The 14,379-nt window shown below is 62.1% G+C and carries 9 protein-coding genes, 1 tRNA gene, 2 rRNA genes and 1 pseudogene (1 of these 13 running past the window's edge); 6 read left to right on the top strand and 7 right to left on the bottom strand.

The features are described 5' to 3' along the window. From ACP15W_RS17825 to ACP15W_RS17810, 4 genes are all read left to right on the top strand, one after another. Positions 1-2,134 (top strand): 23S ribosomal RNA (locus ACP15W_RS17825); it begins 739 nt to the left of the window's first position. Between the two features lie 142 nt (positions 2,135-2,276). Then, a 5S ribosomal RNA gene (gene rrf / locus ACP15W_RS17820) occupies positions 2,277-2,392 on the top strand. A gap of 127 nt (positions 2,393-2,519) precedes the next feature. Continuing rightward, positions 2,520-2,596 (top strand) — tRNA-Met (locus ACP15W_RS17815). A gap of 213 nt (positions 2,597-2,809) precedes the next feature. Then, positions 2,810-3,637: a hypothetical protein gene (locus ACP15W_RS17810; protein WP_424934286.1), complete on the top strand. Its 828-nt coding sequence runs from the start codon at positions 2,810-2,812 to the stop codon at positions 3,635-3,637. Between the two features lie 75 nt (positions 3,638-3,712). On the opposite strand, the gene ACP15W_RS17805 is transcribed toward ACP15W_RS17810, so the two are convergent. From ACP15W_RS17805 to dctP, 3 genes are all read right to left on the bottom strand, one after another. After that, positions 3,713-5,005, bottom strand: a complete 1,293-nt coding sequence (locus ACP15W_RS17805; protein WP_424934285.1) for a TRAP transporter large permease — start codon at positions 5,003-5,005, stop codon at positions 3,713-3,715. Between the two features lie 4 nt (positions 5,006-5,009). Continuing rightward, a complete protein-coding gene (locus ACP15W_RS17800) occupies positions 5,010-5,567 on the bottom strand; it encodes a TRAP transporter small permease (RefSeq protein ID WP_424934284.1) in 558 nt (185 codons plus the stop codon). Positions 5,568-5,635: 68 nt separating this feature from the next. Further along, positions 5,636-6,670: a TRAP transporter substrate-binding protein DctP gene (gene dctP / locus ACP15W_RS17795; protein WP_424934283.1), complete on the bottom strand. Its 1,035-nt coding sequence runs from the start codon at positions 6,668-6,670 to the stop codon at positions 5,636-5,638. A gap of 447 nt (positions 6,671-7,117) precedes the next feature. Here dctP and ACP15W_RS17790 point away from each other — a divergent pair, with 447 nt between their 5' ends. Together ACP15W_RS17790 and ACP15W_RS17785 are read left to right on the top strand one after the other, a co-directional pair. After that, positions 7,118-8,464: an amidase gene (locus tag ACP15W_RS17790; protein WP_424934282.1), complete on the top strand. Its 1,347-nt coding sequence runs from the start codon at positions 7,118-7,120 to the stop codon at positions 8,462-8,464. 134 nt (positions 8,465-8,598) lie between these two features. Beyond that, the gene (locus ACP15W_RS17785; RefSeq protein WP_424934281.1) at positions 8,599-10,260 is read left to right on the top strand and encodes a sigma-54-dependent Fis family transcriptional regulator; all 1,662 of its coding nucleotides are present in this window, start codon (positions 8,599-8,601) and stop codon (positions 10,258-10,260) included. Between the two features lie 235 nt (positions 10,261-10,495). Here the strand turns inward: ACP15W_RS17785 and ACP15W_RS17780 are convergent, their stop codons facing one another. From ACP15W_RS17780 to ACP15W_RS17765, 4 genes and pseudogenes are all read right to left on the bottom strand, one after another. Next, a complete protein-coding gene (locus ACP15W_RS17780; protein WP_424934280.1) occupies positions 10,496-11,563 on the bottom strand; it encodes a 2,3-butanediol dehydrogenase in 1,068 nt (355 codons plus the stop codon). Positions 11,564-11,670: 107 nt separating this feature from the next. Continuing rightward, positions 11,671-11,856: pseudogene (locus tag ACP15W_RS17775) on the bottom strand (DUF1330 domain-containing protein); the annotation flags it as partial. A 196-nt stretch (positions 11,857-12,052) separates the two neighbouring features. Continuing rightward, positions 12,053-12,709, bottom strand: coding sequence for a VOC family protein (locus ACP15W_RS17770; RefSeq protein ID WP_424934279.1), 657 nt, complete (start codon positions 12,707-12,709; stop codon positions 12,053-12,055). Positions 12,710-12,801: 92 nt separating this feature from the next. Continuing rightward, complete coding sequence (locus ACP15W_RS17765; protein ID WP_424934278.1) at positions 12,802-14,379, bottom strand: GMC family oxidoreductase; 1,578 nt, start codon at positions 14,377-14,379, stop codon at positions 12,802-12,804.

Below are 14,379 nucleotides of genomic sequence, written 5' to 3'. Positions count from 1 at the left end.
CGCACTGGAGGTCCGAACCCACACCTGTTGAAAAAGGTCGGGATGAGGTGTGCCTAGGGGTGAAAGGCCAATCAAACTCGGAGATAGCTGGTTCTCCGCGAAATCTATTTAGGTAGAGCGTCAGATGAATACCTTCGGGGGTAGAGCACTGGATGGGTAATGGGGACCCACAGTCTTACTGATCCTAACCAAACTCCGAATACCGAAGAGTACTATCTGGCAGACACACGGCGGGTGCTAACGTCCGTCGTGGAGAGGGAAACAACCCTGACCTGCAGCTAAGGCCCCTAATTCGTGGCTAAGTGGGAAAGCATGTGGGACTTCCAAAACAACCAGGAGGTTGGCTTAGAAGCAGCCATCCTTTAAAGATAGCGTAACAGCTCACTGGTCTAAACAAGAGGTCCTGCGGCGAAGATGTACCGGGGCTCAAGCCACGAGCCGAAGCTCAGGGTGTGCACTTTGTGCACGCGGTAGCGGAGCGTTCTGTCTATTAACTCCATGTCTCTTATGTTTTGTGCGAGGCCCGTTTGCGCTCAAGTAGCGAAGCGGTAGCGCAAACAAAACAACGGAGACACGGAGTTTGCGATGAAGCCGGCGCGTAAGCGATCCGGTGGAGCATTCAGAAGCGAGAATGTTGACATGAGTAGCGACAAGGAGTGTGAGAGACACTCCCGCCGAAAGTCCAAGGGTTCCTGCTTAAAGCTAATCTGAGCAGGGTGAGCCGACCCCTAAGGCGAGGCCGAAAGGCGTAGTCGATGGGAATCCGGTTAATATTCCGGAGCCAGGAGGATGTGACGGATCGCGGCTGTTGTCTGATCTTATCGGATTGATCAGGCTTCGAAGCGGTTCCAGGAAATAGCCCTCCATTAGATCGTACCCGAAACCGACACAGGTGGACTGGTAGAGCATACCAAGGCGCTTGAGAGAACTGCATTGAAGGAACTCGGCAAAATGCCTCCGTAACTTCGGGAGAAGGAGGCCCCGTTGGCGCGCAAGCGTTGGCGGGGGGCACAGACCAGGGGGTGGCGACTGTTTACTAAAAACACAGGGCTCTGCGAAGCCGCAAGGCGACGTATAGGGTCTGACGCCTGCCCGGTGCTGGAAGGTTAAAAGGAGAGGTGCAAGCCTTGAATTGAAGCCCCAGTAAACGGCGGCCGTAACTATAACGGTCCTAAGGTAGCGAAATTCCTTGTCGGGTAAGTTCCGACCTGCACGAATGGCGTAACGACTTCCCCGCTGTCTCCAATGCAGACTCAGCGAAATTGAATTCCCCGTGAAGATGCGGGGTTCCCGCGGTCAGACGGAAAGACCCCGTGCACCTTTACTACAGCTTCACACTGGCATCAGGTCAGAGATGTGCAGGATAGGTGGCAGGCTTTGAAGCGGGGACGCCAGTTCCCGTGGAGCTTCCCTTGAGATACCACCCTTCGCTCATCTGATGTCTAACCGCGGTCCGTCATCCGGATCCGGGACCCTGTGTGGCGGGTAGTTTGACTGGGGCGGTCGCCTCCCAAACAGTAACGGAGGCGCGCGATGGTGGGCTCAGACCGGTCGGAAATCGGTCGTCGAGTGCAATGGCATAAGCCCGCCTGACTGCGAGACTGACAAGTCGAGCAGAGACGAAAGTCGGCCATAGTGATCCGGTGGTCCCGCGTGGAAGGGCCATCGCTCAACGGATAAAAGGTACGCCGGGGATAACAGGCTGATACTGCCCAAGAGTCCATATCGACGGCAGTGTTTGGCACCTCGATGTCGGCTCATCACATCCTGGGGCTGGAGAAGGTCCCAAGGGTACGGCTGTTCGCCGTTTAAAGTGGTACGTGAGCTGGGTTTAGAACGTCGTGAGACAGTTCGGTCCCTATCTGCCGTGGGTGTAGGAGACTTGAGAGGAGTTGCCCCTAGTACGAGAGGACCGGGGTGAACGCACCACTGGTGGACCTGTTGTCGTGCCAACGGCAGTGCAGGGTAGCTATGTGCGGACAGGATAACCGCTGAAGGCATCTAAGCGGGAAGCCCCCCTCGAAACCAGGTCTCCCTTGAGGGCCGTGGTAGACCACCACGTCGATAGGTCGGAGATGTAAGCGCGGTAACGTGCTCAGTTGACCGATACTAATCGCCCGATTGGCTTGATCCGATCCAGTGGAAGCCAGGACCAGTCCTGGCCGACCGGAAACGGGAAGCCTTTGACCCAGAACAGTCAGAGAATGAGAAAGACAAGTCTCGTGTGTCCTGCCGACCCAGTCAAAGCGGGTGGGCAGGAGGATGCGTTTTCCAGGTTTGGTGGCAACAGCTGCGAGCGAAACACCCGATCCCATCCCGAACTCGGCCGTTAAGCGCCTCGGCGCCGATGGTACTGCGTCTCAAGACGTGGGAGAGTAGGTTACCGCCAAACCTGATAAACGCATCCCAAAGCTTCTCTTCACAAACGTCCCTCCCAAAAGGGACAACCCGATAACCGGCACGGCACGACCAAAAACAACCGTGCCAAAGCGCAGAAAGTCAACCAGACTTTCAAATGGCGCGGGGTGGAGCAGCCCGGTAGCTCGTCAGGCTCATAACCTGAAGGTCACAGGTTCAAATCCTGTCCCCGCAACCAAAGCCAGAATCCATATCACTCGCTCGAAAATGCCGAACAGCGGTTGGGCAAGAAATCGATCGTGTACCAAACATGACTCCCAAAAGGCGCGTCGGCCGGCGATCGCGAAAACTGGTGTCGCAGCCCCGCCGTGACCCTCCGGTTTGACGTGAAATGCCCCTCGTGTAGCCTGCCTCACGTCACTTGACGCGGGTTTGCAGGCGGGTCGCCAATATGAACGACTTCACGACAGAGAATTTCACCGCCAATCTCAAGATCGCCGCCAGCTATTACCCGTCGATCTCCGAAATGTGCCGCAAGCTGGGCATCAACCGGCAGCAATTCATGAAATACCTGTCCGGCGCGTCGTTCCCGTCGCGATACAACATGCGCCGGATCTGCGATTTCTTCGGCTTCGACGAATACGAGATGCTGCTGCCCCACGAGCAGTTCCAGAACATCGTCCGGCTTCGGCCCGTGCGCGGCGCCGAGGATGTCACGATGCCACCCGGACTGGCGGGCATGCTGACGCAGGCGCAACGTTCCCGCGGCGTCCTGAGCAAGACATACGGGTATTATCACAAATACTACCTGTCGTTCTCTACGCCGAAACACGTGCTCAAGTCCCTCGTGTTCATCTATGGCTGGAACGAGTACACCCTCTACAAGCGCCTTGAACGTCTGAAGCGTCCCGGCGTTCCCGGACCGCCGGACGTCTACAAGTATGCGGGAATGGTCACCGTGGCAGGGGATCGGATGCACCTGCTGGATCAGGAAGTCATCACCGGGGCCGAACTGACCCAGACCGCGCTCTTCATGAACTACCGCAACCGCGTGTCCGTGCTGACCGGCCTGACCATGGGCGTTTCGGGCGGAGATGCCCATGAGCCTTCGAGTGCGCGCGTGGTCATGGAATATATCGGCCGATCGGTGAACCTGCGTCAGGCTATTTCGGATTGCCGGCTCTATCCTCTGGACTCCACCAGCATCCCCCGGCGCATTCTCTACCATCTGACAGCCAGTGGCCGGATCAATGAGCCGCTCAGGGGAAAGGTCTTCTGAGACCCGCCCGGCAGGCAACAAGCGGTGTCCGGCAGGGGAGGGGGCGATTCAAGGCCGCCCCCCTCCGCATGAGTGTCATTTGCCCAGAAGCAGCTCGGGCAGGAACAGCGACAGTTGAGGCACGAAGGTCGTTAGGATCAGGGTCGGCATCCAGGCGAAGATGATGAAGATCATCGTCGGCCCAAGCATCTTCACCACCGGAGCGCCGGTGACCCTCGCGCCGAGATAGAGGTTCGGCGCTGTCGGTGGCGTGACATTGGCCATGCCCAGATTGACCCCCAGCACGGCGGCGAAGTGGATCGGGTCCATGCCGACACTCTGAACGATGGGAAGCAGGATCGGCGTCGAGAGCAGCAGGCCGCTGATATCGTCCATCAGCATCCCGATGAGGATCATCGTCAGGTTGACCATCAGCAGAATGACGATCGGATTCTCCGAAACGGAATAGACGAGATCTTCGGCGATGCCCGGAATGTCCTCGAAGATCAGGAAACGGCTGACGATCAGGACCATGAAGATCATCGACATGACCACACCCACCGTGATCCCGGCCTGAAGCATGGTCTCACGGAAGGATTTCCAGGTCATGCCCTTGTAGATGTAGATCGCCACCGGAATGGCGTAGATCACCGCAAATCCCGCAGCCTCGGTGGGGGTCATGATCCCGCCGTAGATCCCGCCGAGGATGATCAACGGCATAAGAAGCGCGGGAAATGCTGAGCGCGACCGGGTCTTGAACTGGAAGGCGAAATCGGTGGGCCTCTCGTTCAGCTCGAGGTCCTTGCATTTGCGAAGCTGAACCTGGTTTACGATGCAAAGCATGGTAATCAGGATGAGCCCCGGGATCACCGTCGACAGAAAGCACTTCAGAACGGATGTCTGGGAGACCCACGCGTAGAGAATGTGCGACGAACTGGGTGGGATCAGCATCCCCAGCGGGCTCGCATTCACGATAAGGGCCGCGCTGAGGCCTTCCGGGTATTTCGCGCGCCGCAGATGCGGCATCATGATCCCGCCGATACACGTCAGAGTCGCGCTGCCGCTGCCGGAGATCGAGCCGAAAATCCCGCTCGCGAGCACCGCGGCAATGGAAAGCCCGCCCCGGACATGGCCGATCATCAGTTCGGCCAGGTGGACGAGCGGCGCCGCAATGCGTCCCTTTTCCATGATCGCTCCCGCGATGATGAAGAGCGGAATGGCAAGCAACACGACGGAGTTCATCTTCCAGTGACCCGAGGGCAGATATCCCGCCACATCGAAATCCCCCACCAGGGACAGAAAAAGCAGCACGCCGCCGAAGGCCAGCGGGACGGTGACCCCGATCAGCAGCAGGCAGCAGAGAACGAGAAGGCTTCCAGCTATGACCATGGTGCTATTCTTCCTCCGGGACGCGCTCGTCCTGATTTGCGCTCTGCGGGCCCTGCTGGATCAGGAGGGAGAGCTGGAGCGCGGTGAAAACCGTCATCATGAAAAATCCGACGAAGATCCCGAGGCGCGGCACAACGAACGGGATCTTCAATGCAATGGACGTCTGCCACATGGGGTATGAGGCAAGCTCATCCCGGATCATGACAAAACCTAGATATGTCAGGTAGATGAGCACGACGAGCTCGATGGCCTTCACGACAATTGCGCGCCGGTGAATGGTCTTGGGATCCTTCAGCATGATCCCAAGGATATCGGCATTGATATGGACATCCCTGTAGCTGGCGACAGCGCTGGCGAGAAAGATCATCCAGAACGCGATCACCATGAGCCACTCTTCGTAGGCGAACAGATCGGCATTGAATCCGTATCGGAGGATCACCACGCAGAAGAACGTGAGCGCCATGATGCAGCCGCCCAGGATGATGAAGAAATGCATGGCCTTCAGCATGGCGCGAAGCACGCTCGGGCCGGGCCCGGAAAGAGGTTCCGTTTGACTGCTCATGATCGACCCTTTCAAAATGGACCTTCGAGGCATCGGGCGGGCCAGTGGGCCCACCCCTCCGAAAGGGCTCAGCTGCCGTCGCCGAGGTCAGACTGAAGCCGGTCGATCACGTCCTGCCCGACGATTTCCGAGATGGATGGCCATACGGTCGCCCGCACATGATCGCGCAGAACGGCGATCTCTTCGGGCGTCGGCGTCAGGATTTCGTATCCCGCGTTGACCAGTTCTTCCGCAAACTTCGCGTCGTTTGCCTTGTTCCAGGCGAAAAAGTCGTCCGATGCCTTCTCGAAGGCGGCCTGAACCACCTCGCGCTGATCTTCGTTCATCTCGTCCCAGGACTCTTGCGAAGCGTAGAAGGTCGAAAGCTCCATGAAGGCGTTGTAGTCCACGAAATACTTGCCAACGCCAGACTTCGCGAAGATCGAATAGGCCGACTGCTTGGTGCAGCAGATGGCGCCGTCAACGACACCGGACTGCACCGCCGCGAAGATCTCTGCGTAGGCCATAGTCGTCGTGTTGTAGCCGATGGCTTCCATCGTGTCCTTGACCGCATTCGACGACCAGACCCGCGTGTTCATGCCCTTCGAGCCGAGACCGGCGTAGTCCTCGGGCATCTTCTCGGCGACGAGGTTCGAGAAGCCTTCCGGATTGTTGGAGATCATCCGGAGCCCGAGATTGGCGAGCCGTTCGCTCATGATCTGGTTGAAGGCGGAATCCGGGTTGCGAACTGTGCTCTCCATCTCGTCCCATGAACTGACGAGATAGGGCATCGAATTGATCTCGAAGGCAGGATCCTTGTGGGCATAGATGAACCCCATCACCAGGTCGATATTGCCGCGGATCGCGTCCTCCAGAAGCTCTTCCCCGGAGCCGAGCTGGTTGGCCGGGAAAACGGAAACCCTGAGGCCGACATCCGCGGCCTCGATATCTTCCGCGATCTGTTCCATGATCTTGGTGCCCTGGTGTTCCACGGGAAGCGTGCCCGCGAACTTGAGGCGCAGATCCCTGGCATCGGCGGATGTCGCGAGCCCGAGGGCGAGAGCGCCCGCGAGGCCGATGCAGCTCGGGCGCAGCGCGCGCCAGGATCGGGTGAAGTCCAGCATGGTTGTCTCCTTCGAATGACAAAGGCGTGTGGGACCTGCGTGACCCATACGAGCGTTTGCAGGCAGTTCTCGAGGCGGGCGCATGACGAATGCCACGCGCCAGAACGTGTTTGGCCGGATGCGGCAGCTGCGCCTGACCTATCGGCGCGCCCCTGGCCGTCGGGCTTTGGATCGTCCGGCAATTTCAGTCGCTTGCTGCAGCTTGGCGACCGGGAAGTGCCGGTGTTCGTTTCTCTTTTCCGCGAGGTGTTCTTCAGGTTCCGCGACAGGTTCAGTATGCACTGCCGGGTGCCCGTGAAAAAAGACGATACGGGCGTCATGGCCTGTCGCGACCTGGGCCGTCGGGAGCGTCTATTCGCGTCAGGAGGGGTCGCTTTGCACCGGGGACAAGCCCGATCGGATTGCCGTAGCGTTCTGTCCAAAGGCGACTGGAACAGAGGCAACGATATGAGCGACCCGCATCTCGAGAATCATTCCGGCGACATCGACCTCATGCCGGGGAAGGCCGCCCGATGGGCAGAGACATGCCTCGCCCGGATTGCGCAGAACGACCACAGGTACCATGCCGTCTCCCGGCTCTTCGAGGCGGAGGCGCGACGGCATGCGGCCCGTCTGGATACCCTCGAGGCGAAAGGCGCAGCGCGCGGGAAGCTTCATGGCATCCCTTTCCTGGTAAAGGAGTTGATCGACGTCGCCGGTGCGCCCACGCTCTTTGGATCTTCTGCCTTCGCGTCGGGCGTCGCGGGGCGAAACGCTCCGGTCATCGACCGCCTGAGAGAGGCGGGGGCCAATCTGCTCGGCACGACCCACATGGTGGAATTCGCTTTCGGTAGCTGGGGCACGAACTATGGCCGGGGAACGCCCTGGAACCCATCCGATCCGGAGGTGCACCGCGCACCGGGCGGGTCGAGCAGTGGCTCGGCGGTCGCGGTCGCCGCAGGATATGTTCCGGTGGCCATCGGCAGCGATACGGGCGGGTCAATCCGCATCCCGGCCAGCCTGTGCGGCGTCATCGGGTTCAAACCTAGCTTCGGGCTGATCCCGACCGAAGGCGTCGCGCCCCTCGGCCCCACTTTCGATACCCTCGGTCCAATCACCCGAACGGTCGAGGATGCGCGCAGCTTCACCGAAGCGATGTCCGGCTCGGATCTCTGCCACCCTCCCGTGGACATGATCAGCCTGCGGATCGCGGTCCCGAGCGCCGAGGCGCTCTCGCCGATCGATCCCGGTGTCGCGCGGGCGTTCTGGCAGCGGATCGAACTCCTTGAGGCAGGTGGAGCAACGGTCTCGCAGGTCCAGCTTCCCCTGACGCTGCCCCAGTTCCAGAAGCTCAACGGCGATATCGTCGGCTATGAAGCCTATGCCTCCCTGCGCGACCTCGTCGAGGACTGGCGGCAGCCCATGGACCCGTTCGTGCGCCGCCGTGTCCTGGCCAGCCGCGAGACAAGCCGCGAGACCTATGGGGGCTGGCTTTCGCGCATGGCTGCCGCAGAGGCCGAGTTCGCGCGAACCATGGCCGGGCACGATGTCCTCGCACTTCCGGGAACGCCCTTCTGCGCACCTCCGGTCTCGCAGATCGACGAGGCCGAAATCCCCATGTCCCGCTACACGCGGATCGCGAATTGCCTGAACCTCTGCGCCATAACCCTCCCGATGCCACGGGCCGATGGTGAACTGCCGGTCGGGCTCCAACTCTGTGCGCAGGCCAATGCCGACGCCTATCTGCTCGCGCTCTCGGAAACGATCGTCGGAAGTTGGCGGGGGCACCAGCAAGCGCCCCGGCCTGATGTGTAAGGGCGACGGCATTCCGCGCACCCGGCGTGGCGGAGCCCAGACGTCCGAACGCTAACCGGATAAGGAAATCGGTCCTTCTTGATCCCATTCGCTCTGGTGTAGGATGGTCCTCACAAAACGCGCGAGGGAGGCGCATGGTCGGACTGATCGATATCACCGAATACAAGCGTGCCGTCGAGGAGTCGCGTCTGCGTTGCCAGGAGCACATGCTGCACCCGGACACGAGAAACCCGATCATGCGCCTGCAACAGTCGGAGGTGGCGCCGCGCCGCGAAGCCTTCCTCGACGCCATCGGAGATATCCGCAACGAGACCGATGCCCTGGCGGAGATTGCACTGAAGGCCGGACATTGCCTCATCATCACCGACCCCGAATGCATCGCCATCGACATCCGGACCACCCGTGCCGACCAGGACCTGCTTGAGGCGGCGGGTATCGTGCCGGGGAGCTGCTGGAGCGAGCAACTCGCCGGAACGAATGGCGTGTCGCTGGCAGTCGAGAACGACACCGTCTTCACCGTCCGTGGACAGGACCACTTCTTCCGCAACCTCCGCGACGTGGTCTGCTCCGGCGCTCCGCTGCGAGGGGCCGATGGCGAGATCCTGGGCGCCCTGTCGCTGAGCTGCCTCGATCGCGAGAGCCCGGTGGACTACGTGTTGGCGCAGCACCTCCTCAACCAGACCGCCGACAGGATCGAGGCAAGGCTTTTTGCCCGAACCTATGCCACCCGGCATGTCATGGCCCCCGCACCCGGCGCGCCGCGAGGCGCTTTGCTGGCACTTGACGAAAGTTCTACCGTCGTTGCCGCGACCCGTGCCGCGAATGCCATGGTCGAGGGCGGCAATCTGATCGGTCGGACATTGGGGGAACTGTTCGAGACCGAACTGCCCGTGGTCGATCTGCCTGGCAGGGTCGTGCGGGGCCGGCCCGTTTCCGGCCGGCTCGCATCCGACCTGCGGGAAATCGCCGGTCGGGATCCGTCCATGAACCGTGCCGTCGCGGAGGCCGAACGGTTGCTGGCCCTGAACCTGCCCGTGCTGATCGAGGGCGGGCCCGGTACCGGCAAGAAGCAGCTTGCGGAGGCGCTTCTTCGGCAATCTCGCAATTCGATGCGATATCTAGACGGCGTGGTGATGGCCGCGGCCGAGGAACCTCTGCGCGCCGTGCTCGAATGGGTCCGCGAAACCGACCGGTTTCTGGGGCGGGGCACGGAGATCACCCTGCTTCTCAATCAGCTCGACGCGCTCTCGGCGCAGGCGCAAGGCCTTCTGGCCACATGGCTCGCTCGCCACGACGAATGCGGGAGCCTGCAGGGGCCGTCCGCGCGTTTCCGGGTCGTGGGAACGTCTTCGACCGGCGCGGATCTGGGGGCGCTCGCGAGCGTCTTCGCCGCGCATCGTGTCCAGCTCCCGGCTCTGCGCAAGAGACAGGACCTGACCGACCAGATCAGGGCTGCGCATCAGCGGTTCGCCGGGGCGGAGGCCACGATCTCGGACGAGGCGCTGGATTGCCTTCTGGCCTATGACTGGCCCGGCAACCTGCGCGAACTGGAGAATGTCTTCGCCGGAATCGCCACCCTGCACGGGCGCAGGGATCTCTGCATCTCGCAGCTCCCGCAGCATATCGCGGCGGCGCTCGCGCCGGAGAAGACCGCGATCCCGGATCTCGAGAGCGCGCTGCGCCAGACCCGGTGGAACGTGAGCCGCGCGGCACGGCTTATGGGGATCAGCCGCGCTACGATCAACCGGCGCATCCGGGAATCGGGGCTCCTGCGCCCTGCCGTCGGATCGGAGTAGGCGCAAAGCGATAGATCTCGCGGGCGTCACCGTTCAGATCGACGAGCGCAACTCTTCCATCAAGTGCCATCTTGGTGTTTCCATTCTTCGAATGTCGGACCGCGAATGAAATCCGTTTGGGGCGACCGGCCCGATCCGCGGGGAGGTAGTGCCGGACCGGTCGCGGCCCGGGCAGGTTCATCTGCTGACCGGGATTCCGTTGGCGGAGACGCGACGTGCATCGCGAGCCCGCGTTCTAGATCTCGATGATGATCTTCAGCTGGTCTCCCGCAGGGTCCAGCAATGCGTCGAACCCGTCCCTGACTGCATCCTCCAGCGCAATCCGGCGGGTCACCAGCTTCTCGTCCGGGATCATGCCGGTCGAGATGAGCTTGGCGACACGGGGCCAGAAATGCGTACCATAGGTCCAGGACCCTCGAATCTGCACATCCTTGAACGTGACCTGGAACCAGTCGAGGGCCCCCTCGCCGGGGTGAAGGCCGCATTGCACGATGATGCCCTGCTTGCGGACCGCCGAGAGACAATCCTTCAACGCGTGCTCGTTACCGACGCATTCGATTGCGGTGTCGCAGCCCACACTGGCCTCGGTTGCAGCATGGACCGCGTCCGCTACGCTTTCCCGCGTCGGGTTGATGGTCACGACCTCCGGCAGGACGCTCTTGGCGAGTTCGAGGCGCGTGTCGTTCGGGTCCGAGAGGAACAGGCGTGTCGCTCCCGCAGCGCGCGCGGCCATCAGCGTTACGACTCCGATCGGCCCGGCCCCCGTGACAAGAACGCTGGAACCCGCCGTGACCTCGCCGCGGTCGCAGGCATAAACCCCGACGGCGGTGGGCTCGATCAGGGCGACGGCTTCATCGGCCAGCTCGTCGGGAACCTTCGCGACGTTGTAATCGTCGAGAAGGGCGTATTCCGCCATGCCGCCCCAGTCATGCGACAATCCGACGATGGCGATCCTGTCCGAAAGCTGGAAGAGTCCCCGGTCGGCATGGTATTCCCCGGCGCGGGGCGTCACGATGGGCTGGCAGGATACCCGGTCGCCGACCGCGACATGGCCGACACCGGGGCCAATGGCCTCGACGACCCCGCCGAACTCATGGCCCATGATCTGCGGCAGTTTCGCGCCGGTGAAGACATGCGGTTCCTGCGGAATGAAGATCGGGCCGTAGGAATACTCGTGCAGGTCCGAGCCGCAGATACCGCAATGGGTATTGCGCACCAGGACCTGCCCCGGACCGGGGGAGGCGGGTTTGTCGACGTCTTCGATGCGCAGGTCTTTCGCACCATGAAACCGCAAGGCTTTCATGAGTTTCTCCTGGGGTTGGAACCAGTGAGCGCACGCACGCGGCCCTTCATGCGGGCCGGGTGTCGCCGGTCATCGGAACAGGCACTCTTTCGGGGTGGATGGCCGTCTCAGGCCAGGTCGTCCTTGCCGTCAATCACGAAGTGATAGCTCGTCGATCCGTTCAGCCGGGATGCCAGGTAGGGCTTGTAGTCCGGGTCGTTTTCGAAGTTCAGCGCCGCCTCCTTCGTTGGCCATTCGAGTACCACCCGCAGTGCGGCCGGGAGGTCTGGGCCTTCGACCTGCCGGTGATCGGCGGTCCGCGCGAGTTACCTGCCGCCGTGTTTGGCAATCAGCTTGCCCACGGGCGCGATGTATCCCGGTATCCAGGCGTCATCCGTCGGGCTCACGAACAGAACGGAATAGGCAGTCATCGGAATGTCCTTCCTCTTGGAGTGTGGATCCCGCAGGCGGTGGAGCGCCCCCACCTGCGCGCAATCGTGGCTGTGGGGGTCAGGTCCAGGGGCGCACGGGATCGGAACCGTCCCAGCTCCGGGCTGCTTCCTCGGTGCGGCGGAAGATCTCGCGATAGACCGCGCTGTCCTCCCAGAACTCGACATAGTGGCCAAGGGTGTCGAGCATGTCGAAATAGACGAGAGGCGAGTCGCCGATGGTGCATTCGAAGGCGGGGGCGTGGCCGAGCCCGATGAAATGCTCCCGGTTGGCGGCATAATCCTGGGGCATGTAGCCGAAATGGTGCAGACCCCGGCGACCGCCGTCCATCCACTCCTTGTAGACCGAGGGCGCGTCATTGTGCTGCACGACCAACTCGACCTGCACCGCACCGCTGTTGCCCAGCGCGAGCGTCACGTCCGCCTCCGTGGGTTCGCCACGGAAGATCTGGTTCTCGAGCGGTGCGTGCTCGAACAGGAAGAAGGGACCGACCTTCAACTCCTCCGTCCAGTATTTGAGGGCCGCATCGAGATCGTCCACCACGTAGCAAACCTGCTGCAGCGTGAAGATCGGCTGCGAGGGGCCATGCATGGGGCCGTGCATCTGGGCGCGGGCCGGACCGGCAGCACCAAGGGCACCGAGCGTGGCCGCGCCGCCGACCATGAGTTCACGGCGCGTTGGCAACGGATCGCGTTGCATGAGGCGGGATTGTGTCATTCTATCCTCCTTGTCCGGGCCGTTCTTGTGTCGGGCGCATCCCCCAGGCCCGGTTTCCCCGGATGCGCCTTTCTCGGATCTGCCGGGCGGCTTCAGATGCTGCCCGCACCCATTTCGCCGGCGATATAGGCGGCCTGCCGAATGGCTAAAGCCACGATCGTCAGGGTCGGGTTGCAGGCCCCCGAAGAGGTGAACTGGCTGCCGTCGGAGACGAACAGGTTGTCGATGTCGTGCGCCTGCCCGAACCGGTTCACCACGCCCTTCGAGGGGTCGTCGTGCATCCGGTTCGTGCCCATGTTGTGGCTCGCCGGATAGGCTGGCAGCTCGTAGACATCCGTGGCCCCGACCGAGCCGTAGATCTCGGATGTGGCCTCGAAGGCATGGGCAGTCAGCGCGTGATCGTTGTTGTGCGGCGTCTTTGCCACCACCGGCACCGGCAGGCCGTACTGATCGACCTCGCTCTCGTGGAGCGTGACCCCGTTCTGCTCCTGCGCCATATCCTCGCCGCAGATCCAGACCCCCGACATGTGGTCGTACTGCTCCAGCGCACGGGCCACGTCGCGCCCCCACCCGGTGTTGCCAGGCTCCAGGAACGCCGCCATGAAGGGCAGGCCGAGCGAAAGGAACTCGAGATAGTAGCCGCCGTTGAACCCGCGCGAGGGATCGTGGCGCACCTCGTCCCCGACAACCCCCGCAACCGAGGTGCCGCGATACATCCGTACCTTCTCGGGAAGCGCCGCGTAGCACCCCGCGGTCGTGTGCGTCATGTAGTTCCGACCGACCTGGCCCGAGGAATTGGCGAGCCCGTCCGGGAACATCGACGAGGCCGAATTCAGCAACAGCCGCGGGCTTTCGATCGTGTTCCCGGCGACGCAGACCACCCGCGCCTTCTGGAGGTAGCGGTTGCCGTCCTCGTCACCGTAGACCACGCCCGTGACCTTGCCGGTCGCGTCATGCTCGATCTGAAGCGCCATGGCCCCGGTGCGCACCTCGCAATTGCCGGTATCCTCGGCGCGCGGCAGCTCGGTATACATGGTCGACCACTTCGCCCCGATGGCGCAGCCCTGCATGCAGAACCCGATCTGTTGGCAGGAAGGCCGGTCGTCGCGCTCGACCGAGTTGATCGCCATGGGCCCCGAATTGTAGTCGGTGCGCCCGGTCCGGCGGCAACCCTCGGCAAGCACCCGGAACCCGTTGTTCCAAGGCAGATGCGGCATCCCGGTCGTCTTCCCGGTGACGCCCATCTTCAGCTCGGCCTTCTCATACCAGGGCGTCATTTCCTCGAGCGTGACCGGCCAGTCCTCGTTGTTCGCGCCGGCCACCGCACCGTAGGTCGTCCGGGTCTTGAACTCCCATTCCTTCAGGCGCAGCGCCACCGCGGACCAGTGAACCGTCGAACCGCCGTAGCCCTTCACGATCCAGGCCGGCAGGTTGGGATGGCTCACCGCCCCGTGCCAGCCACCTGCGGAATAGCGCTTGTCCAACCAGGAGATCTTGTTGAACATCGCCCATTCGTCGTTTTCGATATCGCCGAAGTCGAGGCGCTTGCCCGCCTCCAGCACCACGGAGCGGACACCCTTCTGCGCGATTTCATTGGCCAGCGTGCCGCCGCCTGCGCCGGAGCCGATGATGACGACAACGCTGTCGTCGTTGAGATCGAACTGTGTCAT

Origin of the sequence: Amaricoccus macauensis, assembly GCF_049800915.1 — a bacterium.
GTDB lineage: Bacteria > Pseudomonadota > Alphaproteobacteria > Rhodobacterales > Rhodobacteraceae > Amaricoccus > Amaricoccus macauensis_A.
Note: the sequence above shows the minus strand (reverse complement) of the source record. Positions and strands in the feature narration are given on the sequence as shown.

Coding starts and splice junctions, on each gene's coding strand:
- dctP (WP_424934283.1), bottom strand. CDS start 6,670: ATGCTGGACTTCACCCGATCCTGGCGCGCGCTGCGCCCGAGCTGCATC.
- ACP15W_RS17770 (WP_424934279.1), bottom strand. CDS start 12,709: ATGACACAATCCCGCCTCATGCAACGCGATCCGTTGCCAACGCGCCGT.
- ACP15W_RS17805 (WP_424934285.1), bottom strand. CDS start 5,005: ATGGTCATAGCTGGAAGCCTTCTCGTTCTCTGCTGCCTGCTGCTGATC.
- ACP15W_RS17810 (WP_424934286.1), top strand. CDS start 2,810: ATGAACGACTTCACGACAGAGAATTTCACCGCCAATCTCAAGATCGCC.
- ACP15W_RS17785 (WP_424934281.1), top strand. CDS start 8,599: ATGGTCGGACTGATCGATATCACCGAATACAAGCGTGCCGTCGAGGAG.
- ACP15W_RS17800 (WP_424934284.1), bottom strand. CDS start 5,567: ATGAGCAGTCAAACGGAACCTCTTTCCGGGCCCGGCCCGAGCGTGCTT.
- ACP15W_RS17765 (WP_424934278.1), bottom strand. CDS start 14,379: ATGACACAGTTCGATCTCAACGACGACAGCGTTGTCGTCATCATCGGC.
- ACP15W_RS17780 (WP_424934280.1), bottom strand. CDS start 11,563: ATGAAAGCCTTGCGGTTTCATGGTGCGAAAGACCTGCGCATCGAAGAC.
- ACP15W_RS17790 (WP_424934282.1), top strand. CDS start 7,118: ATGAGCGACCCGCATCTCGAGAATCATTCCGGCGACATCGACCTCATG.